The organism is Streptomyces sp. V4I8 (assembly GCF_041261225.1).
In the GTDB taxonomy this organism is placed as follows: domain Bacteria; phylum Actinomycetota; class Actinomycetes; order Streptomycetales; family Streptomycetaceae; genus Streptomyces.
This window is the reverse complement of the sequence record NZ_JBGCCN010000001.1, coordinates 5143245-5166414: the sequence shown is the minus strand read 5'-3', so window position 1 is coordinate 5166414 and position 23170 is coordinate 5143245. Positions and strand designations below refer to the sequence as shown.

22 protein-coding genes and 1 tRNA gene are annotated in these 23170 nt (G+C 70.9%); 9 read left to right on the top strand and 14 right to left on the bottom strand.

The window, feature by feature from the left end:
• Window positions 1–8: 8 nt before the first annotated feature.
• The 5 genes from ABIE67_RS23425 to ABIE67_RS23405 all read right to left on the bottom strand — a co-directional run bounded on the left by ABIE67_RS23425 (window position 9) and on the right by ABIE67_RS23405 (window position 5210).
• On the bottom strand, window positions 9–2051 hold the full coding sequence (locus ABIE67_RS23425) for a copper resistance CopC/CopD family protein (protein WP_370268836.1): 2043 nt from the start codon (window positions 2049–2051) through the stop codon (window positions 9–11).
• 82 nt (window positions 2052–2133) lie between these two features.
• On the bottom strand, window positions 2134–2604 hold the full coding sequence (locus ABIE67_RS23420; RefSeq protein ID WP_370260516.1) for a copper chaperone PCu(A)C: 471 nt from the start codon (window positions 2602–2604) through the stop codon (window positions 2134–2136).
• The gene (locus ABIE67_RS23415) at window positions 2601–3254 is read right to left on the bottom strand and encodes an SCO family protein (protein ID WP_370268834.1); all 654 of its coding nucleotides are present in this window, start codon (window positions 3252–3254) and stop codon (window positions 2601–2603) included. The genes ABIE67_RS23420 and ABIE67_RS23415 overlap by 4 nt, the downstream gene beginning before the upstream one ends.
• 145 nt (window positions 3255–3399) lie before the next feature.
• Window positions 3400–4140 (bottom strand): YcnI family protein, encoded by a 741-nt coding sequence (locus ABIE67_RS23410; RefSeq protein WP_370260515.1) that lies wholly within the window; start codon window positions 4138–4140, stop codon window positions 3400–3402.
• A 209-nt stretch (window positions 4141–4349) separates the two neighbouring features.
• Entirely contained in the window at window positions 4350–5210 is an 861-nt protein-coding gene (locus ABIE67_RS23405; RefSeq protein WP_370260514.1) for a hypothetical protein, read from the bottom strand.
• A gap of 259 nt (window positions 5211–5469) precedes the next feature.
• Here ABIE67_RS23405 and ABIE67_RS23400 point away from each other — a divergent pair, with 259 nt between their 5' ends.
• The 3 genes from ABIE67_RS23400 (at window position 5470) to ABIE67_RS23390 (ending at window position 7805) form a co-directional block, all read left to right on the top strand.
• Window positions 5470–5919 carry an ATP-binding protein gene (locus ABIE67_RS23400; RefSeq protein ID WP_370260513.1) on the top strand — a complete coding sequence of 150 codons (450 nt, stop codon included), beginning with the start codon at window positions 5470–5472 and terminating at the stop codon, window positions 5917–5919.
• 94 nt (window positions 5920–6013) lie between these two features.
• On the top strand, window positions 6014–6961 hold the full coding sequence (locus ABIE67_RS23395) for an intradiol ring-cleavage dioxygenase (RefSeq protein WP_370260512.1): 948 nt from the start codon (window positions 6014–6016) through the stop codon (window positions 6959–6961).
• A gap of 10 nt (window positions 6962–6971) precedes the next feature.
• Complete coding sequence (locus ABIE67_RS23390) at window positions 6972–7805, top strand: triphosphoribosyl-dephospho-CoA synthase (RefSeq protein ID WP_370260511.1); 834 nt, start codon at window positions 6972–6974, stop codon at window positions 7803–7805.
• Here the strand turns inward: ABIE67_RS23390 and ABIE67_RS23385 are convergent.
• From ABIE67_RS23385 to ABIE67_RS23370, 4 genes are all read right to left on the bottom strand, one after another.
• Window positions 7780–9024, bottom strand: a complete 1245-nt coding sequence (locus ABIE67_RS23385) for an MFS transporter (RefSeq protein ID WP_370260510.1) — start codon at window positions 9022–9024, stop codon at window positions 7780–7782. The genes ABIE67_RS23390 and ABIE67_RS23385 overlap by 26 nt on opposite strands.
• A gap of 78 nt (window positions 9025–9102) precedes the next feature.
• Window positions 9103–10470 (bottom strand): PLP-dependent aminotransferase family protein, encoded by a 1368-nt coding sequence (locus ABIE67_RS23380; RefSeq protein WP_370260509.1) that lies wholly within the window; start codon window positions 10468–10470, stop codon window positions 9103–9105.
• Window positions 10471–10521: 51 nt separating this feature from the next.
• On the bottom strand, window positions 10522–12027 hold the full coding sequence (locus tag ABIE67_RS23375) for an aminopeptidase P family protein (protein ID WP_370260508.1): 1506 nt from the start codon (window positions 12025–12027) through the stop codon (window positions 10522–10524).
• Between the two features lie 144 nt (window positions 12028–12171).
• Entirely contained in the window at window positions 12172–13683 is a 1512-nt protein-coding gene (locus ABIE67_RS23370) for a PP2C family protein-serine/threonine phosphatase (RefSeq protein ID WP_370260507.1), read from the bottom strand.
• A 501-nt stretch (window positions 13684–14184) separates the two neighbouring features.
• Between ABIE67_RS23370 and ABIE67_RS23365 the strand changes: the two genes are divergently transcribed.
• The gene (locus tag ABIE67_RS23365; RefSeq protein ID WP_370260506.1) at window positions 14185–14844 is read left to right on the top strand and encodes a bifunctional DNA primase/polymerase; all 660 of its coding nucleotides are present in this window, start codon (window positions 14185–14187) and stop codon (window positions 14842–14844) included.
• A 56-nt stretch (window positions 14845–14900) separates the two neighbouring features.
• Window positions 14901–15569 (top strand): hypothetical protein, encoded by a 669-nt coding sequence (locus ABIE67_RS23360; protein WP_370260504.1) that lies wholly within the window; start codon window positions 14901–14903, stop codon window positions 15567–15569.
• Window positions 15570–15811: 242 nt separating this feature from the next.
• Here ABIE67_RS23360 and ABIE67_RS23355 read toward each other — a convergent pair whose 3' ends face one another.
• The 3 genes from ABIE67_RS23355 to ABIE67_RS23345 all read right to left on the bottom strand — a co-directional run bounded on the left by ABIE67_RS23355 (window position 15812) and on the right by ABIE67_RS23345 (window position 18679).
• A complete protein-coding gene (locus ABIE67_RS23355; RefSeq protein WP_370260503.1) occupies window positions 15812–16801 on the bottom strand; it encodes a DUF5926 family protein in 990 nt (329 codons plus the stop codon).
• A gap of 169 nt (window positions 16802–16970) precedes the next feature.
• The gene (locus ABIE67_RS23350) at window positions 16971–17609 is read right to left on the bottom strand and encodes an ATP-binding protein (RefSeq protein ID WP_370260502.1); all 639 of its coding nucleotides are present in this window, start codon (window positions 17607–17609) and stop codon (window positions 16971–16973) included.
• A gap of 242 nt (window positions 17610–17851) precedes the next feature.
• Window positions 17852–18679 carry a glycerophosphodiester phosphodiesterase gene (locus tag ABIE67_RS23345; protein ID WP_370260501.1) on the bottom strand — a complete coding sequence of 276 codons (828 nt, stop codon included), beginning with the start codon at window positions 18677–18679 and terminating at the stop codon, window positions 17852–17854.
• A 266-nt stretch (window positions 18680–18945) separates the two neighbouring features.
• Between ABIE67_RS23345 and ABIE67_RS23340 the strand changes: the two genes are divergently transcribed.
• Window positions 18946–20520, top strand: a complete 1575-nt coding sequence (locus ABIE67_RS23340; protein WP_370260500.1) for a S1C family serine protease — start codon at window positions 18946–18948, stop codon at window positions 20518–20520.
• A 103-nt stretch (window positions 20521–20623) separates the two neighbouring features.
• Window positions 20624–20712, top strand: a tRNA-Ser gene (locus ABIE67_RS23335).
• Between the two features lie 101 nt (window positions 20713–20813).
• On the opposite strand, the gene ABIE67_RS23330 is transcribed toward ABIE67_RS23335, so the two are convergent.
• On the bottom strand, window positions 20814–21107 hold the full coding sequence (locus tag ABIE67_RS23330) for a hypothetical protein (protein WP_370260499.1): 294 nt from the start codon (window positions 21105–21107) through the stop codon (window positions 20814–20816).
• 383 nt (window positions 21108–21490) lie between these two features.
• Between ABIE67_RS23330 and ABIE67_RS23325 the strand changes: the two genes are divergently transcribed.
• Window positions 21491–21961 (top strand): hypothetical protein, encoded by a 471-nt coding sequence (locus ABIE67_RS23325; protein ID WP_370260498.1) that lies wholly within the window; start codon window positions 21491–21493, stop codon window positions 21959–21961.
• Between the two features lie 35 nt (window positions 21962–21996).
• Window positions 21997–22368 (top strand): hypothetical protein, encoded by a 372-nt coding sequence (locus tag ABIE67_RS23320; RefSeq protein WP_370260497.1) that lies wholly within the window; start codon window positions 21997–21999, stop codon window positions 22366–22368.
• A gap of 328 nt (window positions 22369–22696) precedes the next feature.
• On the opposite strand, the gene ABIE67_RS23315 is transcribed toward ABIE67_RS23320, so the two are convergent.
• A complete protein-coding gene (locus ABIE67_RS23315; RefSeq protein WP_370260496.1) occupies window positions 22697–23098 on the bottom strand; it encodes an amphi-Trp domain-containing protein in 402 nt (133 codons plus the stop codon).
• Between the last annotated feature and the right edge of the window lie 72 nt (window positions 23099–23170).

The window sequence follows — 23170 nt, the reverse complement described above, 5'->3', positions numbered from 1 at the left end:
GGTGAGGTTCAGCCGATCTGCGCGTTCTTGGAGACTGTGGCCTGGTCGATGTCGGAGGTCCGCACGGTCACGGCGATCTTCCACTCGCCCGCCATGGGGATCTGCACTCCGCTCGCTGACCAATGGCCGGTGGAGATGTGGTCGGGGACGACGGGCAGCGGCCCGATGTCCTGGGACTCCAGGGTGAAGGCGACCTTCACCTCGGGGATGTCGAAGGCACGGCCGTTGGGCCGCTGGACGTAGACGTGCATCTCGTTGCCGCCCACGCGCGCGGGATCGAGGTCGATCCGTACGACGCCCTGGCCGTCCTCGCCACCGGTGTCGAAGGACATGTCCAGGGTCAGGGCCCCGGCCGATGACGCCTCGGCGGACGAGGCCGACGTGGCCGCCCTGGCCTCCTCCTCCGTACGTCCCGGTTCGGTCGACGTCAGCATCGTGGTGACGGCGAGCAGGACTACGGCCACACCGGCCTCGGCGAGCACCGTGCGGCGCAGTCCGAACCGGTTCGGGTCGGCGTCCCGCTGCTGCTTCTGCCGTGCCGTGTCGATCGCGGCCTGCTGCCGGGCGAGCTGGGCGGCGCGCTGGGAGCCGACGCCCTTGGAGCCGCCGTCCTTGGACGCGCCGCCCTTGGGTGCGCCACCCTTCTTGCCGCCGGCGGAGGCGGAGGTGGTGGCGGAGGCGGAGGTGGTGGTCCGGGCGGCGGCGTGCTCCTTCTCGCCCTCGACCTCCGCCTTCTTCCCGCCGCCGATCGCCTTGTTCTCGCCGTCAACGGCCTCCTTGGCCTCCCCCGCTTCCTTCGCCTTCCCCGGCCTCGCCACCACGATCTCCGCCAGCCGCGCCGTCCACCGCCGCGAGATCCACGCGATCCCCACCAGCAGCGCCACGAGCCCGATCTTGACCAGCAGCAACTGCCCGTACCGTGTGCCGGTGAACGCCGACCACGACCCGAGCTGCCGCCACGCCTGGTAGATCCCGGTCGCGATCAGCGTGAGCACGCTGCCGAAGGCGACGCGCGAGAACCGTCGTACGGCGGACGCCTCGACCGGAGTGTCCGAGGGGGCCCAGTAGAGGGCGACAAGGAGTGCGGAGAGTCCGCCGAGCCAGCCCGCGACGGCCAGCAGGTGGAGGACGTCGACGGGCATCGCGATCCCGGCCTGGAGTCCGGTCGAGGCGTGCTCGGACATCGCCCAGCTCGCGGCGAGCCCCGCCGCCACCACGGTCCCGCCGATGGCGAGCCCGAAGGTGAGGTCCCGCTTCTCCTCGTCCTCCCGCTTGTCGTACGCCCCGAACAGCACGGCGATGAACAGGGCCGCCGCGGCGAGGAGCAGCAGCCGGGACACCAGGGCCGCGCCCGTCTTGGTCTGCAGCACCTGCCCCAGCAGCTCCAGGTCGAAGATGTCCCCGACCTTGCCGGTGCTGGTGTACGAGCCGCGCAGGAGCAGCAGTCCGAGCGTGGCGGCGGTCAGGGCCAGCCATCCGGAGACGACGAGCCGCTGCAGCGCCCGTACCCCCGCCCCGCGCTGCCAGCAGGCGAGCACGAAGGCGGCGCCGCCGACCATGACGATGAAGCCGGCGTACGACACGTAGCGACCGAAGCCGTAGAGCGCGCCGACGATCCCGCCGCCGGCCGTCTGGCCGGAGACGGAGACGGTGGTCTGGGAGGGTGCGCCGATGGAGAAGGTGTAGGCGCCGGCGACGGGATGGCTGTCCTCGGACACCACCTGGTAGGTGACGGTGTACGTGCCGTCGGGCAGGCCGCTGTGGAGTTTCACGGCGTACGTCGTGCCGCTGAGGTTGGCCGGGTCGCCGCGGTCGATGCGTTTGCCCTTGGGATCGAGCACGCGCAGGGAGTCGTCGGACAGGGCGACCTTCTCGGAGAAGGTCAGCGAGACCTGCGTCGGGGCCTTGTCGACCACAGCCCCCTGCTGCGGGTCGCTGCCGGTCAGCGCGGCGTGCGCGGAGACCGGTCCGGCACCGGCGAGGAGCAGGCCGGTGGCGGCCAGGAGCAGCAGCGCCAGGGTCCGGACGCGCGGCAGCACCAGGGACCGCACGCGGGGCACCAGGGACCGGACGCGTGGCAGCACCCGTGGCCGGACGCGGGGGGCGATGGTCGGGGTCAAGGCGATCTCTCCCTCAGTGTCCGGTCTTCGGGTTGTACGTCGCCGACTTCACCGGCATCTCGACCGTGACCGTGCCGGACTCGGTGAAGTGGAGCTTCACGGTCACCTTCTCGCCCTGCTGGGGCTTGCGCCGCAGCTTCTCGAACATCAGGTGGTTGCCGCCGCTCTCGAAGACGAGTTGGCCGTGCGCGGGCACGGCGAGATCCGTGGCCTCCTGCATCGACGAATCGACGGTCTCGTGGGCGGTGACCTCGCCGACGTCGCTGGTGACGGAGGTCAACTCGTCCTTCGTACCGCCCTTGTTGGTGACGGTGAGGAAGCCGGCCGCCATGGAGTCGGAGACGGGCTGCGGCATATAGGCGCCGCTGACGGACAGTTCGGCCTTGGAGCCGCCCTGCGAGTCGGCCGGGGAGTCCCCGGAGCCGCAGCCCGCGAGGACCAGGGCCCCGGTCAGTACCGCGACGGGCGCGACTAGACGCCTCACGGCTTCTCCCCCTTGATGAGCTTGGGGAGGTCCTTGGTGTAGTCGTCGACGTTGGCGTCCTCGGTGTAGAGGACGTACCCGGCGTCGGTCTTCGGCGAGAACGCGACGACCTGCGTGCCGTGGGTGGAGACCATCTTGCCGTTCTTGTCCTTGTGCGGCGGCTCGATGGAGATGCCGAGGGTGCGGGCGCCGGCCTGGATGGTGTCGAAGTCGCCGGTCAGGCCCACGACCCGCGGGTCGATGCCCTTGAGCCACTTGCCGAGCGCTGGCGCGGTGTCGCGCTCGGGGTCGGTGGTGACGAACACGACGCGCAGGTCGTCCTGCTCCGCCTTCGGCAGCTGCTTCGTGGCCACGGCGATGTTGCTCATCGTGGTCGGGCAGACGTCGGGGCAGTTGGTGTAGCCGAAGTAGATCAGCGTCGGCCGGCCCTCGGTCTCCTTGCGGAGGTCGTACTTCTTGCCGTTCGTGTCGGTCAGGACCAGGTCCGGCTTCTCGAACGGCTTGTCGAGGACGATGGCCGCCCTGTCCGAGCCGGGCTCCTCGGAGACCACGGTCACGGGCTCGGCGCTGTCATCACCGCTGCCGCAGGCGGAGAGGGTCAGGGTGGCGGCGGCGAGCAGGGCGGCCGCGGCGAAGGTCTTCTTACGCACGGTCTTACGAACGGTGGTACGCACGGTCCTACACATGGTCTTACGCATGGCGGTTCTTCTTACGCATAGAGAAATGTCCCAGTGGTGAGTGCCCCGGCGCGCACCGGGGGCGTGCCCCGGCGCGCGCCGTGAATCGAGAGGGCTGTCAGGCGTTGGTGCGCCGACGGCCGGCGAGCACGCCGTACGCCACGCCCAGTGCGCCGACGACGATGCCGACCACGCCCAGGACGCGGGCGGTCGTGTCGCTGCTGTCGGCGGGCTCGGCGGCCTCGGTCTTCGCGGAGGCGGCCTCGGCGTCGTCGGAGTCGGAGGGGTTGTCGGAGGAGGACGACGAGCCGTGGTGGCCGTCCTCGGCGGCGGACAGTGCGAGCACCGGCGCCGGGTTCTCGGGCTCCTCCTGGCCTTCCTGCGGCACCTCGATCCAGCGCACGACCTCCTTGTTGGAGTACGTCTGGATCGCCTTGAAGACGAGTTCGTCGGCGTCCTCGGGGAGCTGGCCGATGGAGACCGGGAACTTCTCGAAGTAGCCCGGCTCGACGCCCTTGCCGTCGGCGGTCCAGGTGATCTTGGAGACCGCCTCGGAGATCTTCTCGCCGTGCAACTCGATCGGCTTGTCGAGCTTGGACTTGGTGACCTCGATCTTCCAGCCGGGCATCGGCTCCGGCATGGCGGAGGCGAGCGGGTGGTCGGTCGGGAAGCTGACCTCGAGCTTGGTGGTCGAGGCGTTGTCCCGCTCGTTGGGCACCTTGAAGTCGACGACCGCGTAACCGCCCTTGGCGGCGGTGCCCTCCGGCTGCACGCTGACGTGGGCGAAAGCGGGGGCGGAGAGGGCGAGCACGGCCGTGCCGGCGAGGGTGCCTGCGGCGGCGAGACGAGAGGCTTTCATTCGGAGCACTCCACTGTGAGTGAGATTCGGGATTCCGGTGGTGAAGAGGAGTACGCGTGCGCGGGGGTGCCCGATCAGGCGGGAACGACGGGAAAGAGTTGTCCCCCGACTCGATCGGAAAACACGGGTACGCGCGCGTGCCGCACGACGGCGGCCCTCATTCCCACTTCGGTGGAATGGCACCTCGGCGGAGTGGCGGTCGCGTCGTGTCAGGCGGCGAGCGTGAAGGCGGTGGTCGGCGGGCCGCGCCTGATCACCGTGTGCTGGAGGGCGACGGTGCGGGGTGCGGGCCGTCCGAGGGGCGCGGTACGCCGGAAGCGCGGGCCCGCCTCGGGTGCGCCCGGCAGCCCCGCACGCAGGGCGCGCACCAGCGCGAGCGCCCCGCGGAGGGATCGTACGAACGCCCCCTCCGCGACCGAGTGCGCCGACACCGTGGACATCTCGACGATCCGCAGCAGAGCCAGGTCCCCGCGCCGCAGCAGCCACCCCGCGGCGACCGCCGCGAGAACGTGGGCGAGCACCATGGGCAGGGAGGGGAGCAGTGAGGCGGAGGAGCCGGTGGCGGAGTCCGCGAGGGTGGACAGGGTGTCCGCCGACGGATGCGAGGCATGCGCCCCGGTCGCCGGGCCGATCCGCGCCTCGGTGAGGATCCGCTGGGCCTGGGCGGGGCTGATCGCCGCCGCGGCGGTCCCGCAGACGAGCCGCGCGGCCTGCTCGACCAGCGCGGCGTCGGACACGGAGGCGGAAGCGGACGAGGATGCGGAGGCGGACGAGGAGGTGACCGCGGCCGCCCCATGCTGCCCCAGCCCGAACAGCGAGTGCAGGACGGTCTGGCCGACCGCGAGCAGCGCGGCCGTCCCGGGCAGCGAGCGCTCGCGCCCCGTGAACGGCACCGTGACGAGCAGCACCCCCAGGAACCCCGCGCCCAGACTCCACAGCGGGATCGTGGCGCAGGAGCCCAGTACATGCCCGACCCCGGCCAGCACGACACAGACCGCGGCGAACACCGCGGCCCGCAGTATCCGGAGATCACTTCCGGAACGCGTCGTAAGCCGGTGGGGGGCAGTCATGGCGGGCTCATCATCGCACTGGCCTTATGGCCGCTATACAGCAGGTCCGCAAGATGACAAACGAGCGGTTGGGGATGTACGGGGCATAGGAGGGCGTACGACCGGAAGGTCACCGTATGGTGTGGGCCGCCCCCACATACACCGATTCCCGCATAGGCGCATCGACCATATGGGCGGCATCACGTCAATGACGTGCTTACAGCGGGGCACTCGCGGCAATACGTAACGGTATGTCGAGCCGCGGCCAGGAGGCTGGAGCATGAGCATCTGGTGGTCACTCCATCTGCGCCGTGAAGCCGCGAGCGTGCCGCTCGCCCGGCGACTGCTGATCGGCACCATGGAGACCGCGGGCGTGGACCCCGACGTGTCCTACGACCTCTCCGTCGCCCTCAGCGAGGCCTGCGCCAACGCCGTCGAACACGGGGGCGACACCTCGCCCGACGGCTCCCCGCCGGCGTATCGCGTCACGGCCTACCTGGACGGCGAGAAGTGCCACATCGAGGTCACCGACTCGGGCCCCGGCTTCACCGCACCCCACCGCCCGCCCCGCCCCGCGACCTCCGACGCCGAGCACGGCCGGGGCCTCTGTCTCATCCAGGAACTCGCCGACCACGTCTCGATCGGCAACAAGCCGGGCCGGGCGGGGGCGGTGGTGAGCTTCGACAAGATCCTCAAGTGGAAGAAGGACCCGTCGCTGATGGCGGTCTAGCGCCGACGACGCTTTTTCAGCTTCCTCAGGACTCACAGCCGTCGCACAGTGGCACCTCAAGCTGCTGACGGGTGGCGTCCCTAACTTCCTGGCCATGACGGGAAACCACAAAGACAAGTCGATCACCCGGCTCCGCGCGATCGCGGTCACGGGTGGCACGGTCGCGGCGGGCGGACTCGCCGTCGCGGGCTACCAGGCGGCCTTCGCCGACACCGGCACGACCACGGCCGACGCGGCGGCGACGGCCACCACGACCGCCTCGGAGAGCACCGGCTGCATGACGCTGATGTCCAGCGTCACCGAAGGCCCGTACTACCTCGACAACGCCCTGGTGCGAAAGGACATCACCGAGGGCAAGAGCGGCGTCCCGCTGACGCTGCGCCTCACCGTCGTGGACGCCACCGACGGCTGCACCCCGGTCAAGGGCGCCGCCGTCGAGATCTGGCACTGCGACGCCTGGGGCTACTACTCCGGCTACACCACGGCCAATCCCGGCGGCTCCGCGCCCGCCGAGAGCGAGGACGGCTCGACCGCGAAGGACAACACCTACTTGCGCGGCTACCAGATCGCCAATGCCAACGGGGTCGTCAAGTTCGAGACGATCTTCCCCGGCTGGTACACCCCGCGCACCTGCCACATCCACCTCAAGGTGCACACGGGCGGCCAGAAGGAGGACGGCACCTACGAGGGCGGCAAGGTCAACTACACCGGCCAGCTGTTCTTCGACGACGCCATCGCCGAGGAGATCTTCACGCTGGAGCCCTACTCGAAGCACTCCGGCAGCTACACCACCCTCGACAACGACATGGTCTACGACGGCGGCGGCGCCTCCAGCGGCCTGCTGACCCTGAAGGCGGTCAAGAAGGCCGACCCGTTCAAGGGCTACAAGGGCTTGCTGACCCTCGGCATCGACCCGGACGCCGAGAACACCGGCGCGGGCAGCGGCGGCGGTGGCGGCGAGGGCGGTACGCCGCCGAGTGGTGCCCCGACCGGCACGCCGCCCAGCGACGCCCCGTCCGCCTCGGCCTCGGCCTCCTCGTAGGGGTACGGGCATGAGCAGCCGCGAGGACGGGGCGCTCGCGCAGGCCGCCGTGACCGCGCTGACCGGGCAGCTGGCCCTGACTCCCAAGCCGGGCCTGCCCGACCCGCGCGACCTCGGCGCCCGCGTCAGCCGCCGGGACCACCGCATGCTGCGCTGGTCGGCCAAAGCGCTCGCGCCGGGCCTGGCCGCGATGGCCGCGGCCGCCCGGCGCACGGGCGAGCCGACGCCGGGGCTGCGTACCGAACTGGGCGCGATCGGCAGGTGCACCGAGCACTCGGTGCACCTGGCCGGCGGCGGCCACCGCGGCGCCCTGTGGGCGCTCGGCCTGCTGGTCGCCGCGGCCGCGCTCGACCCCCGGGCCGGAGCCAGGGACGTCGCCGCCACCGCCAAGCGCATCGCCGCGCACACCGACAAACGCGCCCCGCGCAAGCCCTCCCGGGGCTCCTCGGTGTCCGCGAAGTACGGCGCCGCCGGGGCCCGGGGCGAGGCACGGGCCGGATTCCCGCACGTACGGCGGGCGTTGGACACCCTCGCCACGGCCCGCTCGGCCGGCGCCACGGAGGGACAGGCCCGCCTGGACGCCCTGCTCACCGTGATGTCCACCCTTCAGGACACCGAACTCCTCTACACGGTGGGCCCCACCGGACTGCGGCACGTCCAGGCGGGCGCCCGGGGAGTCATGGAAGCGGGCGGCTCGGCCACCGAGGCGGGCGCCCGGGCCCTGGCGGCCCTCGACGCCGATCTGCACGCGCGCGCGTGGAGCCCGCGGGGGAGTGCGGGGCTGCTCGCGGGGGCGCTGTTCCTGGACGCGCTGCCGGTCACGGCACCAGCTCGGGCTGCCTGACCCGCGCCTCCACCCGGCGACCGGCGGCACGGCGCGCCGCCGGTCCCATCGCGTACGACGCCGCCAGCATCGCCCCGCCCAGCAGCAGCCAGCCCGGCGTCCCCCACTCCACCAGCAGCGTCGTCAGCAGGAGCGGGCCGAGGGTGCGGGCGACCGTGACGCCGGTGCCGAAGAGGCCCTGGTACTCGCCGACGCGGCCTTCCGGAGCCAGGTCGAACGACAGCTGCCAGGACCCCGCCGACTGCCCCATCTCGGCGACCACTTGAAGCACCGCGCCCAGCACCAGGACCCCGACGGCCACCCACAGGGAGGCCCCCGCCGACAGTGCGAACACCACGCACGCGGCGAGCATCACCCAGCCCGCTCGGCGCACCGCGCGCAGGGCGCCGGCCGGCCCCGTGACACCGCGCGCCGCCCTGACCTGGAAGAGCATCACCGCACCGGTGTTGAGCACGAACAGCGCGGAAACCAGCCAGGCCGGGGCGTCGGTGCGCCGCGTGATCCACAGCGGCAGGACGAGACTGAGCAGCGGAAGCCTCAGCAACAACACGGTGTTGAGCAGCGCGACCGCCGCATACGGGCGGTCCCGCAGCACGCCGAGCCCCTCGGGCCTGCGACGCGGCACAGCCGTCACGGAGGGCAGCCGGAGCAGCAGCGCCGCGCACACCAGGAAGCTCACCGCGTCCAGCGCGAACACCGCCAGATACGCCGTCCGCGTCCCGGCCTGCAGCGCGAGCCCGCCGAGCCCGGCACCCACCGCCAGACCGGCGTTGAGGGTCGACTGAAGATGCGCCAGCAACCCCGTCCGCTCCCCGGCGGACACCAGCCCCGCCAGCAGCGCCTGCCGGGCCGCCGCCAGCCCGGACTGCGCGGCGGCATACGCGCACGCGGCCAGCACGAACGGCACGAACCCCCGCACGACCATGAAGGACGCCACCGCGAGCCCCGTAGCGAGGGCCAGCAGCACCGCCGTACCGCGCGGCCCGCGCCGATCGGCGAGCCGCCCCAGCGGAACCCCGACCAGCGCGCCGACCGCCCAGCCGACGGTCAGCCCGAGCCCCACGCGCGCGGGGGCGAGGCCGACGACCTGGGTGAAGTAGAGGGCGGACGTCGTGTAGTAGGCGCCGTCTCCGACCGAGTTGCCCAACTGGGCCAGGGCGAGGACGCGTTGCGGACCGGCGGGTGGGACGAGGCGGCTTGGCAGGGCAGCGGTGTTCATGCCACGACGCTAAAGACGCGGTGGACCTCTCGACAGGCCCAATGGCCACCGACTTCAGTGGCCCAATTCGGGCCCGATTCAGCCCCCGTCCAGCACCCTCCCCAACACCTCCAACGCCTCCGGATACACCCGCTCCCGAGGCGTCCCGTACCCCACGACCAGCCCCTGCGGCCGCTTCTCGCCGCCGTCCGGCGCATGCCAGTGCTCCCCCAGATGCCCCACCGCGAGCCCCTCGGCCTCCGCCCGCGCCAGCACCGCCGCCTCGTCGTCGACCTCCACCAGCGCGTGCAGCCCGGCCGCGATCCCGCGCACGGGCCGACGCGCCCCCAACCGGCCCAGCCGCTCCAGGAGTTGGTCCCGGCGCCGCCGGTACCGCGACCGACAGGCACGCACATGGCGGTCGTAGGCATGGCTGTCGATCAGCTCCGCGAGGGCCAACTGGCCGATGGACTCGGTGTGATGGTCACTGTGCAGCTTGGCGTCGGCGACGGCGTCGACCAGGTGCGGCGGCAGCACCATCCAGCCGAGCCGCAGCGCGGGCCCGAGGGTCTTCGAGGCGGTCCCCAGATACACCACCTGCCCCGGCGCCATCCCCTGCAGCGCGCCGACGGGCTGGCGGTCGTAGCGGAACTCCCCGTCGTAGTCGTCCTCGACGATCAGGCCGCCACGCGCGCGTGCCCAGTCGGTGAGCGCCCGTCGCCGCTCCGGGTGCAGGGTCACACCGGTCGGATACTGATGCGCCGGCGTGACGACGACGGCCCCGCAGTCCCCCAACTCCTCCGCGCACGCCCCCCGTTCGTCGACGGGCACGGGCACTATGACGCCTCCGCCCCGCCGCACCACCTCCCGATGGAACGGCAGCCCCGGGTCCTCCATGGCGATGACGCCGCCCTCCAGCACGCGCGTGAGCAGCGCCAGCCCCTGCACGTACCCGGAGGTGATCACGATCCGCTCCGGCGGCGCGGTCACCCCGCGCGCCCGCCCCAGATAGCCCGACAACGCGGTCCGCAACTCGATACGCCCGCGCGGATCGCCGTAGTCGTACGCCAGTGAGGGCGCCGTGGCGATGGCCCTGCGCAGTGCCCGCAACCAGGCCGCCGCCGGAAACGCCCCCACATCCGGGCTTCCCGGGCGCAGGTCGAATCGCGGAACACGCGCGCGTGCGGCGGCCTCCGGCGGTCTGGCGGCGGTGGAGGGAAGCGTGGCGACACGGGTACCGGACCCCTGCCGGGCAGTGAGGTACCCCTCGGCGACGAGTTGGTCGTACGCCGCCTTCACGGTGTTCCGCGAGATGCCGAGCTCGCCGGCGAGGCGCCGCGTGGCGGGCAGTTGCGTGCCGGAGGCGAGCCGCCCGTCACGAACGGCGTCGCGCAGGGCGCGTTCAAGCCCCGCACGACGCCCTTCACCGACGTCAGCTTCCAGATGCAGGTCAACCCCAACGCCCAAGGGGGCGCGGGGAACTGCGCGATCAACCACGAACGACCCGCAGACGGCAGATCAGCTGTGGTCCCCCTGCAGACCCGCCATCCACGCCTCGACCTCGTCCGACCGCCGAGGCAGCCCGGCGCTCAGGTTCCGGTTCCCGTCCGCCGTCACCAGGATGTCGTCCTCGATCCGCACCCCGATCCCCCGGTACTCCTCCGGCACGGTCAGGTCGTCGGCCTGGAAGTACAACCCGGGCTCGACGGTCAGCACCATGCCCGCCTCCAGCGTGCCGTCGACGTACGACTCCACGCGCGCCGCGGCACAGTCATGGACGTCCATGCCGAGCATGTGCCCGGTGCCGTGCAGCGTCCACCGCCGCTGCAGCCCGAGCTCCAGCACCCGCTCCACCGGCCCCTCGACGAGCCCCCACTCGACGAGCCGCTCGGCCAGCACCCGCTGCGACGCGTCATGGAAGTCCCGGTACTTCGCGCCCGGCTGGACGGCCGCGATACCGGCCTCCTGGGCGTCGTAGACGGCGTCGTAGATCTTCTTCTGGATCTCGCTGTACCGCCCGTTGATCGGCAGCGTGCGCGTGACGTCGGCCGTGTAGTACGTGTGCGTCTCGACGCCCGCGTCGAGCAGCAGCAGCTCGCCCGACCGCACGGCTCCGTCGTTGCGCACCCAGTGCAGGGTGCAGGCGTGCGGCCCGGCGGCGCAGATGGAGCCGTAACCGACGTCGTTGCCCTCCACGCGCGCGCGGAGGAAGAACGTGCCCTCGATGTAGCGCTCGCTCGTCGCCTCGGCCTTGTCGAGGACCTTGACCACGTCCTCGAAGCCGCGCACGGTCGAGTCGACGGCCTTCTGCAGCTCGCCGATCTCGAAGTCGTCCTTGACCAGCCGTGCCTCGGACAGGAAGACCCGCAGCTCCTCGTCCCGCTCGGCGGTGACCTTGTCGGTCAGCGCGGCCTCGATGCCGGCGTCGAAGCCGCGTACGACCCGCACGGGGCCGGTCGCCTCGCGGAGCTTGTCCGCCAGCTCGCGCACATCGGACGCGGGGATGCCGTACAGCTTCTCCGCCTCGGTGAGGGAGTGCCGGCGGCCGACCCACAGCTCGCCCTGGCCGGAGAGCCAGAACTCGCCGTTCTCGCGGTCGGAGCGCGGCAGGAGGTAGATGGTGGCCTGGTGGCCCTCACCCTTGGGCTCCAGGACGAGCACGCCGTCCTCGGTCTGGTTGCCGGTGAGGTACGCGTACTCGACGGACGCCCGGAAGGGGTACTCGGTGTCGTTCGAGCGGGTCTTCAGGTTGCCCGCGGGGATCACCAGACGCTCACCCGGGAAGCGCGCCGACAGCGCGGAGCGCCGGGCGGCGGTCTCGGCGGCCTGGGGGATCAGCTCGAGGCCGCGCAGCTCCGTGTCGGCCCAGCCGGACTTCATGTTCTCGGCGAGCTCGTCGGACACGCCCGGGTACAGGCCGTTCTTGCGCTGCTTGATCGGCTCTTCGGACTCGGTCTCCGGGGTCTCCGGGCCCGCTGCGTCAGCAGCAAGATCTGACACAACCGGGGTGAGCTCGTCGGCCACGGTCATCCTCCTCGATACGGCATTCGACCCCGTCCATCGTACGGTCGTGCACGCGAGGGCCCAGGGGCGAAGGACGAGCCGCCGCCTCTGCTATGGCGCAGGCCACGCGCCCGTTATGGGTCGGTCACCGAGGGTCACGAGCCGCTACTCGAAGCGAGCGGCCAGCAGGACGACGTCCTCCTCGCTGTCCGTCCGGTCCAGCCCGTTCGGCAGCACGGTGCGCAGGACGTGGTCGACGACGGCGTCCGGGTCGTGCCGGATGGCCCTGGGCACGCCGGCCGCCGCCCCGTGCAGCCGGGCGAAGGCGCGGTCGGTGGGGTCGCCGGTGCGGTGCAGCAGCCCGTCGGTGTACAGCAGAACCGTCTCTCCGGCTTCTGCCGTCAGCTCCACGCTCGGCGCCTCCCAGCAGGCCAGCATGCCCAGCGGCGCGGACACGGAGGTCTCGACGAACTCGGTGCGCCGGTCGCCGATCAGCAGCGGCGGGGTGTGCCCGGCGCCGGCGAGTGTGATCTTGCGCAGGGAGGGCTCGCAGTAGGCGAACAGGGCGGTGGCGGAGCGGGCGGGCTCGGTGAGTCTGAGCAGCAGTTCCAAGTCGGACAGGACCGCGACCGGGTCCTCTCCCTCCATCACGGCGTACGCCCGCAGGCTGGCCCTCAGTCGTCCCATCGCGGCGACCGCGCTCGGCCCGGACCCGGTCACCGAGCCGACCGCCAGGCCCAGGGCGGCGTCCGGCAGCGGCAGTGCGTCGTACCAGTCGCCGCCCCCGCGCGGCCCGGTGCGGTGCCGCACGGCGAGCTGGACGCCGGCCATCCGGGGCAGCCGTGAGGGGAGCAGCTCCTCGGCCATCGTCCGCATGCACGCGCGCGTGCGCTCGATTTCGAGGAGCCGGGCCAGGTGCTCGGTGGCGTAGCGGGTGTACAGGCCGACGAGGTGGCGCTGGCGCTCGGCCGGTTCGGCGGGCTCGTCGTACAGCCATACGGCGGCGCCGAGGCGGCGGGCGGCATCGGTGGACAGGGGGAGGGTGTAGCTGGCGGCGTAACCGAGGCGAGCGGCGACCTCGCGGTGGCGGGGGTCGAGTCCGTCCTCGGACAGCAGGTCCGGCTGGGCGATCTCACCGTCGCCGCCCGGAAGCCCGTCGAGGATCCTGCCGTACGACATCGCGCTGCGCGGCACGGTCTCGATGTGACCGAGGTCGGCGCGGGCGAGGCCCAGCCCGATGGTCGTGTCCGGGCCCAGGCCGTCCGCCGGTTCCAGCACGACGAGACCGCGCCGGGCGCCCACGAGGGCGGATCCGGCGCGCAGCAGTTCCTGGAGGGCGTCGGCGAGTGTGTCCGTGCGGGCCAGGCGCTCGGTGAGTTCGTGCAGTGTCGTGAGGTCCGAGACCCAGCCGGCGAGACGGTCCTGAAGCACTGCGCCCGGTGGGTTCGGTGGGGGGACCGCTGGGGTTCCCGGGGCCACGGGCGCGGGCGCGACAGTGTGTGCGGGCGAGGGAACTGTGGAGTCGATTCCGGCCACTTTCGGAGGGTGAGGGGCGTTCATGGCGTCCGGCTTTCCGACCGGTGCGTATTGCTCAAAAGCATCGCAAACCCCCATGTCATTCTGCGCCGCTAGCAGTGTCTCCACATGTACACGCACTCGTGAGGGGATGTCCAGCATTGTCCTGCCGGGATTCCTGGTGTCCGTGGGTAACCCGAGCACTCGTCGTAGACCTCTTGCGTAAAGGCAAAGTTGGCTTAAAACTGCCTCAGGGAACGGGGTATTGCGGTCGACTGGTTTCGCTCCACAGAGCGTCACAGCGGTCGTGATGGGTACGTACTCGGTGAAGGCCAGGGGTGGTTCACAGCCACCCGGAACCTGGTGACGGACCCGGGCGTCTTAGCCACCGACGATCGTGCCCCATCCTCCCGTGGCGGAGGCGAAGAGAAATACGCGCGACGGCAAACGCCATACTTCGCCACCCCACGCCACGCCCATGCTTTTGATGGACGCAGTATGGACGAGGCTGCCGCGGAAGCAGCCAACGCTCGGCCCATAGGGGATCCCCTTGCTCATCGCAGGGGTGTGATGCGCCTACAGGTACGCACAGTGAAGTGATCGACACATGGTGTGATGTGACCACGGTGTTGCCAGCGGTGCAACGGAAAGGAACGAGCGCTCATGCGCGAGATCCTCGGAAGGCGACGCAGGCTCCTGCGCAGCGACGGGAAGTCTGAGCTGATCAGCGCGGCCCTGACCTTCGCGACAGAATGGCGCTGGCCCGTACTCCCGGGCGTGACGACGCACCCGCAGGGACACTCCCGCTGCGGCTGCCCCGACCCGGACTGCACGGTGCCCGGCGCGCACCCCTTCGACCCCGGCCTCCTCGCGGCCACGACCGACGAGCGCATGGTGCGCTGGTGGTGGAACAACCGGCCCACGGCGCCGATCATCCTCGCCACCGGCGGCACGGCCCCCTGCGCGGTCAGCCTGCCCGCCCTGCCGGCCGCGCACGCCCTGACGGCACTCGACCGCAAGGGCATGCGCCTCGGCCCGGTCGTGGCCTCTCCCGCCCGCTGGTCGATCCTGGTGAAGCCGTACTCCATGGAACAGCTGGGCGAACTGCTGTACGCCAAGGACTTCGTCCCCGGCTCCCTCCGCTTCCACGGCGAGGGCGGCTACATCGCCCTGCCTCCGTCCGAGACCGGCCAGGGTTCCATCACCTGGCAGCGCGCCCCCCTCCCCGGCTCGGCCTCTCCCTGGGTGCCCGACGTGGAGGCCGTCGTCGACGCCGTGGTCGAGGCCCTCACTCGTACGGGTGTGAGCGCGCCCGAGTTGTAGGGCTGTCCGGCGCGCGCGGGACGGTGCACGCGCGCGTGGTCGTTATCTTCCGCTATATGCCGCGTCATATCAGGGGAAAAAGGGCACCGTCGTCGCATCGCCGCGGGCCGAACCATCGAAGAGTCCGTCTGATCGCCCTCGCGTCCGTCGCGGCGGCCGCGGTCGCCCTGCCACTGGCCTGGGCGGCCGCCGGCCAGGTCGTCGACGCGAGCCGGGCCGCAGTAGGAGCGTCGGCGCCCGATGCCGTACGGCGCTCCTCGCCCGCTCCGAAGGACGGCGCCGCACGTCCGTCCCCGCGCGGCGACGCCAAGGCGCCCTCCGCCGGTCCGACCGGCTCCGCGCTGCTGCTCGACCTGGGCCTCGCCACCGCCGTGCGCTGCGGTCCCGAACTCACCTCGCCGGAGGGCATCGAGGCGCAGACCTGTGTCCTCACCCAGGGCGAGGACACCTGGGCGCGCACGTACTTCCGCAATGCGACGGGCGGCGCGCTGGACTCCGTACTGAGCCTCATGGGGCCCGGTGGGCGCACGCTGCAGATGCGCTGCGTGGTGGGCGCCGAGGACGAGCCGGGGACGTGCGAGACGCCGCGGGAGCGTACGCGCGGAGGCCCGGACGCCTACACGGCGGTCACGGAGTTCGCGGAGCGGGCCGGGCGCGGGGCGCTGCTGCTGCGTGCCGCCAGCAACTCCACACCGGGCAATTCCGAGGCGTCCACGGGCAGTTGACAGGCGACGCCGTTCCGTAAAGGAACGTGCACATGAAAAGACCCGGTTGCTGGCGACGGGGGATGCACCAGCAACCGGGCTACTGGAACGGTAACAAGAGATCGGCGGTTCGCAAATTCGATCCGGGCTTTCCAGTCACGGATTCCCTTGTTCCGCAGGGGAGTTGTGATCGGACTCACCCTCGCGCGCGGGCCGGTTCGGCTGAACGGCCGTTCAGCCGAACCCGATCTCCGCGGTCCGCGTCAGCTGAGCGTGACCTGCCGGTTGGTCAGGCCGCCCCGCGCACGGCGCTCGTCAGGGGTGAGCGGGGCGTCCGTGGCCAGGGCCGTGGCGAGGCGCTCGGCGAACTCTGCCGCCGGCTTCTCCACGTCCTCCGCGCCGACGCCGCTCGGCAGGTCCCAGACCGGCACGGTGAGCCCGTGAGCGCGGAAGGAGCCCACGAGACGGGTGCCCTCGCCGAGGTTCGACTTGCCCGCCGCGTGCAGCCGCGCGAGGGCGTCCAGAAGCTGCTCCTCGGGGTGCGGCATGACCCAGCGCAGGTGGTTCTTCTCCGGCGTCTCGCACCAGTAGGCGGAGTCCACGCCGGTCAGCCGGACGGTCGGGATGGCCGCGGCGTTCGCCCGCTCCAGGGAGGCGGTCACTTCCGGAGTGGCGTTCTCCGCGTCCGGGACCCAGAACTCGAAGCCCGGGTGCACAACTGGCTCGAACGCGCCTTCCGGGTCGAGCAGATCCTGCAACCGCGGACCGTCGGCCGGGGCGCGACGGCCCTGGACCGGGGTGCCCGGCTTCGCGGTGAGGGCCTGCTGGAGGGTGTCGGCCAGGTCGCGGCTGATGTCGCCCGACGCCGTGTCGTTCTGCAGGCCGAGCAGGACCGAGCCGTCGTCGCGGCGCAGGGCCGGCCAGGCCATCGGAAGCACCGTGGCCAGCGTGACGGACGGGACGCCCTCGGGGAGGCCGCCCTTCAGGGGCAGCTCGACCGTGGCGGCGGGCACCAGTTCGCGCAGGGCCACCCAGTCGCACTCGCCCGGCAGTCCCTCGAACGGACGCTGCACCAGCTCGGTCACCGCGTGTGCGGCGGCCCGGCCGTGACAGGCCTTGTAGCGCCGGCCGCTGCCACAGGGGCAGGGCTCGCGCGCGCCGACAACCGGAACCTCTCCATCAGCGCCTACGGCGCGGGCCCCGTCGCTGAGCTGCGGGCGCTTGGCCTTGGTCTGGGGTCGCTTCTTGGCCATCGTGGGTGTCTCCCGGTTACGGCTCGTCTCGTACGGCGCGAGCCTAGCCGTTCACGCCATCGTCGACGGGAGCCTGTGGACAACCCATGGGTCGTGCCGGGATTCGTGGGTGCGGTAACCGGATCCACGGCTGCGGTGTCGGGATCCGGGGCTGCGGTAATCCCTGTCTTCAGTCCATGCCCTCGAAGGCGTCCGCGAAGTCGAGGCCGGATATCGCGCTCACCGCGGGTGCAGCGACGCGCGTAGCGAAGTCGTCGCGGCGGTGCCCCGCGTCAGGATCGTGAACGTCGTCATGGACCACGACCCAGACCGTGACCTCGCCGCGGGCGTCGTCCCGTACACCCCAGTCGTCGGCCAGCGCGGTGATGATGTTCAGCCCGCGGCCGCCGTGTGCGGTGACCGAGGGCGTGGCCGGAGCGGGGCGGGTGGGCCCGCCGCCGTCGGTCACCTCCACGGTGAGCCTGCCGCTCGCGTCCACGCGCCATGCGGCGAGGACGTCGCCGTCCCCGGACATCGCGTCACCAAGCGGGCGGCCGTGTTTGCACGCGTTGCTCAAGAGTTCGGAAAGAATCAGTACGGCATCGTCGATGACCGATTCCGCTACCCCGCCCCTGCGCAACTGTGAGCGCATACGGTGTCTCGCTTCCCCCACGCCCGCAGGACCATGGGGTACGGCCATGCTCGACGACGCGGGCACCTCCTGTGCCACCACCAACGCCACCCCCGAGACCTCCTTTGCCCCACGCCACGGTGTGGATGCCCCATTGGCCTGTACCGGAAACCGGCCAATCAAGGTCCGGTGACGCATTCGCAACGATCGAATACGGATCGAACGCGCCGGAGCACTCCCTGTAATCGGGATGGCTGAAATCCGTCGGTGTGGCTGAGAGTGGAGGATGGTGCTGAAGGGGTTCAGGGGTCAATAGGTTGTGCAGGGATTGGTGAGGTTTTAGAGGTCTCCGGATGCGCGGTTTGCGGGCGGCGGCACGCGCCACACGCGTTTCACATGCCTCAGCTGCTTCACCTGCGCCACTGCTTCACGCGCGCGTGTCAGCGGCCGAGCTGGAGCAGCACCGCGCGCGGGCGGTTGGTGATGATGGCGTCGACGCCCAGTTCGACGCAGAGATCGACGTCCTGGGGCTCGTTCACGGTCCAGACGTGCACCTGGTGGCCGGCCCGCTTCAGACGCTCCATGTAGGCCGGGTGACTGCGCACGATCCGGATCGAGGGACCCGCGATATGGACTCCCGCGGGCAGCCGCCCGTCCCGCAGCCTCGGTGAGACGAACTGCATCAGATAGACCGTCGGCAGCGTCGGCGACGTGGCACGCACGCGATGCAGCGAGCGTGCGGAGAAGCTCATGACGCGCACCGGGGACTCGGCGGCCGAGGCGGGCGCGTCGAGCCCGAACCGCTTCAGCAGGTGCAGCAGCCGCTCCTCGACCTGCCCCGCCCACCGGGTCGGGTGCTTGGTCTCGATGGCCATCTCCACCCGCCGTCCCGAGTCCGCGACGAGCTCCAGCAGCCGCTCCAGAGTGAGTACGGAGGTGTCCTCCGGGTCCTCCGGCCGGACCTCCCAGTCGGGCTCCTCGGCCCGGTTCTTCCAGGAGTCGCGGTTCTTCCGGGAGCCGAAGTCCAGGGCGGCGAGCTCGGCGAGCTCCAGCGCCGAGACAGCGCCGCGGCCGTTGGACGTACGGTTGACGCGACGGTCGTGGACACACACGAGATGGCCGTCCGCAGTGAGACGTACGTCGCACTCGAGGGCGTCCGCACCGTCCTCGATGGCCTTCTTGTACGCGGCCAGGGTGTGCTCGGGAGCGTCTTCGGAGGCTCCGCGATGGGCGACGACTTGGATCTGGTGCTGCCGTGCGTGGGTCACCGCGTCATGGTGCCACCGCACGGGGGTAGACGTGCGGTCGGAGGAGTCATGAGGACACTGGGATTGTGCATTTTTAGCCGCACATGACCTATGTAAGGAATGGCCGTGGACGCACAGCAACCGCTTATGGTGCTCTGACGGCCCGTGGGAAAAGCTGACCGCATACAAATAGGCATGCACAGCTGAGCGCACCGACCGTCGACAAGCGTGAACGGGCGTGACCGAGTGCGACCGAAAACACCAGCCGTGGATCGAGGAGAGAAGCTGTGAGCACCGAGAACGAGGGCGCCGCGGTACCCCCGGCCCCGTCCGCACCCCCCGTGCCGGTGGATGCTCCTGCTGCTCCGGCCTCCCAGGAGCCCCCGGCCCCGGAGAGCGGCGCCGCGCCGACCACTCCGCTCCCGCCGGTGCCGCACGACACCGCGGCGGGCTCGAACGGCACCCAGCCGTACGCGGCCGAGGCGGGGGCCGACGGGTCGCAGCCGGCCCCTGCCCAGGCCGCCTCGAACGGAGCCCAGCCGACCGGCCCGACCGGCCCGACCGGCCCGCAGGGCTCGGCTCCCGACTCCGCCTGGCCGCCCCCGCCCCCGCCGCCGCCCGCCGCACCGTCGTACGCCGACACCGGTGCCGGCGCGGGTGCCGCTGCCGCGGGTGGAGCCGGTATCGGTGGTGCCGGTGTGGGCTCCGGCTGGGGTGCCACGTACCAGGAGCCGGCGCCGAAGTCCGGCCGCGGGCGCGGTGGAATGCTCGCCGCGGTTCTCATCGCCGCGCTGGTCGCGGGCGGCCTGGGCGGCGGCCTCGGCTACACGCTGGCCAAGAACGACGACAACACCTCCTCGACGACCGTCTCCGCCCCGGACAGCGGTGGCTCGGTCAAGCGCGACCCGGGCACCGTCGCGGGCGTGGCCGCCACGGCGCTGCCGAGCACCGTCACCATCCAGGCCGAGAGCAACGCGGGCGAGGGCGGCACCGGCACGGGGTTCGTCTTCGACACCGAGGGCCACATCCTCACCAACAACCACGTGGTCGCCGACGCGGTCGACGGCGGCAAGCTGACGGCGACCTTCCCGAACGGCAAGAAGTACGACGCACAGGTCGTCGGCCACGCGCAGGGCTACGACGTGGCGGTCATCAAGCTCAAGAACGCCCCGTCGAACCTCAAGCCGCTGACGCTCGGCAACTCCGACAAGGTGGCGGTCGGCGATTCGACGATCGCGATCGGCGCCCCCTTCGGCCTCTCCAACACGGTCACCACGGGCATCATCAGCGCCAAGAACCGCCCGGTCGCCTCCAGCGACGGCACCGGAAGCAACGCCTCCTACATGAGCGCCCTGCAGACGGACGCCTCGATCAACCCCGGCAACTCCGGTGGCCCGCTGCTGGACGCCCAGGGCAACGTCATCGGCATCAACTCCGCCATCCAGTCCGCCGCCAACGGCATGGGCGGCACCAGCCAGTCCGGCTCGATCGGCCTCGGCTTCGCCATCCCGATCAACCAGGCCAAGTACGTCGCCCAGCAGCTGATCAAGACCGGCAAGCCGGTCTACGCCAAGATCGGCGCCTCCGTCTCCCTGGAGGACACCAGCGACGGAGCCAAGATCACCGAGCAGGGCGCCAGCGGCTCGGACGCGGTCGAGGCGGGCGGCCCCGCCGACAAGGCAGGCCTCAAGCCCGGCGACGTCATCACCAAGCTCGACGACTCGGTGATCGACTCCGGCCCCACCCTGATCGGCGAGATCTGGACCCACCAGCCCGGCGACAAGGTCACGATCACCTACGAACGGGGCGGCCAGTCCCGCACCGTCGACGTCACCCTGGGCTCCCGCACCGGCGACAGCTGACCACGCGGCCACGCGCGCACGTCGACTCCGACAAGAGCCCACCCCACGCGCGCGTGCCCACCGGTTACTCTTGTCCCCGCGCCGCCGATCACGGCCGGCGCGGGGAGGTGTGCCCGAGCGGCCTAAGGGAACGGTCTTGAAAACCGTAGTGGCGTGAGAACGTCACCGTGGGTTCGAATCCCACCGCCTCCGCAGGTCAGAGACGTGCTGGTCAGAAGGGGTGTCCTTCGATGAGGGGCGCCCCTTCTGCATGGGGTCTGTCTCACTCTGATCCGGCTCTGTCGCGTCGTAGATCAGTGTGTGTGGACCAGGCGTGGACCACGGGGCGACTGGCCGGAGCCATAAACAAGCTGGTCAAGGCTGTCCTTGGACAGCAGGCCGCCGCCCTGGGCCGCGCGGAACAGTCGGCCGTCTTCAGCGGTACCGAACTCCTTGACGTGCTCGCGGACTAGGTGCACGAGGACGGGAGGAATCGGCACAGGCCGGGTCGCCTTGCGGGCCCGCTTCTTCAGGCCGCGCGTATCGAATGACTCGCCCGTGTCGGTCCACCCGGAGCCGACGCGGGGCGTGCTCGTCGACAGCAGCACTTCTCCCTCGCGGACGCCTACTCGTACGACCCTGATCTTAGGCGCCGCGCCGGTCTCGCGGACGAGCGGTCGGCCTGCCCGTAAAAGGCAGGAAGATCCAGTTCCCGGGATGGCGAGAGCAACGGCTCTGTTTGTTCTCTGATGCATCCCCGGATGGTGTGAAGCTCTGAAGACTCTCAACTCTCTTGCCCCCCGTTGTACCGGGGGGCAAGGTCATGAACGCGCCCGGCGCCACAGCTCCCCTGACCAGGGAGAATCCAACCGGCGCGGGCCCATCGCGATGCGATGAAACGAGGGGAACACACATGTCGATATCGAGATCCCCCCTGCGTGCCACTGCGGTCGGCGTCGTCGCCGCCGTCGCTCTTGGAGTGGCCGGGCCGATGGCCTCCGCCACCGAGGCAGAGCACGCCCGGAACGCCGAAGGCAAGGCTGCCGCAGTCGCGGTGACGGCGGTCGCTGAGGAGGCGGAGGCTCCGCAGATTGTCGAGGAGGGGCTGGACGAGCGACTGGGAGCGCTTCCGCAGAGCCCCACCACCCAGCAGGTGGTCGAGGCGATGTACCCGGGGGACAAGGCGGCCCAGGCTGCGGCGCTGGCCAAGCTTGATCCGCAGGGGCGTCAGGCGCGAGGAGGCTGGAGCACCGCTTGGAAGGTGACCAAGTGCGTGGGCGCGATCGGCGCCTTCATCGCCGGCAACGCGCTTCTGGTTACCAAGGCCGCCAAGATCGGCGGTGTGCTCAAGGGCGCCAGGCTCGTTGTGCAGGCCGGCGGCAAGGAGGAGCGGATCAAGCTTCTCATCGCCATCTTCGGCGAGGTCACCGGTATCTCTACAGTCGCCACTTCGTGCGGCTGATCCCGTAAGGCACTGTGCGAGAGGGACACTGACCCATGGAAATCGCATTCAAAGCATCGTTCATGCTGGCCGTGGCGGCCGAAGTCATCCTGGCCGCCGTGCTGGTCTTCCAGGTCTGGCGCCAGCAGCGCCACGGGAGCACCCAACCTCTGGTTTTCACCGGAGGTGACGCGCTGACCGGCGCCGCGTTGTTCGGTGGCACGATGACGGTCACAGCGTTGCTCGCTCGTGGGTGGAGCAGCGCTTCGACGATGGACACTCTGCTGTACGCGGTGACCTTCGGAATCGTCACGGCAGGACTCGCGACCTACCTGCGCCGGGGAGACAAGGTGCAGCCCGCGCACGCGCGCATCGCCTTCGTGCTGCCACTCGGGTTCGGTGTACTGGCAGGTCTGGCTGGCGTCTGATCCGAGGCCGGACATTCGGTGGGGGTGGGAGGTGCACCTACTACCCCCACCGGTTTAGCAGCGGAGCAAGGCCGGTGGACCCCGTGTGGACCACGACTCCACGACAGGACCCGAGGCCGGTACGCTGTACCCGCTCCGCCCCTGGTGGGCCGGGGCCGAGGTGGGTTGCCCGAGCGGCCTAAGGGAACGCTCTTGAAAACCGTCGTGGCAGCGATGTCACCGTGGGTTCAAATCCCACCGCCTCCGCTCTGAGAGCAGTGAGAACGGCCCCTGACCTGAGTGTTGGTCGGGGGCCGTTTCGCGTGTTCGGAGGCTGCGGGTGGTTCGCTCAGGACGTCTTCTTCGCGGTGGTCCGTTTCGCGGCGGTCCGTTTCGCGGTGGTTCGCTTCGCCGTTCTGCTTCCGCCGGCGCGAGTGCCCCCAGAAGCGGCAGGCGGGCTCTTTCGCCTGTCCCCTTCCTCCTCCGCGTCGGCTGTCGCCTGTGATGCCGTGGTCCGGGTGGCGGGTGCGGTCGACCACTTGAGCTCGATTTCCAGCTCGATCTCCCCGTCATCGACCTCGACCTCGATCTCGCTGTGGAGGTCGGCGGGGATCTTGAGGCTCAATGTCCACGGCTCAAGCTCCAGTTCGGCATCCCCACCCTGTCTCAGCGCGGCCGCGAGCGCGGCGAGCTGGTCAGCCGCCTCGAGGCGGGACAGTGAGCGCTTCTGCTCAAACTTGAGGTCGCTCATGGCCTCTCCGATCCAGCACGTGGATAGCCGATAACGTCCATTTTGGGGCCATGTGGCGAGGGGGACATCTTG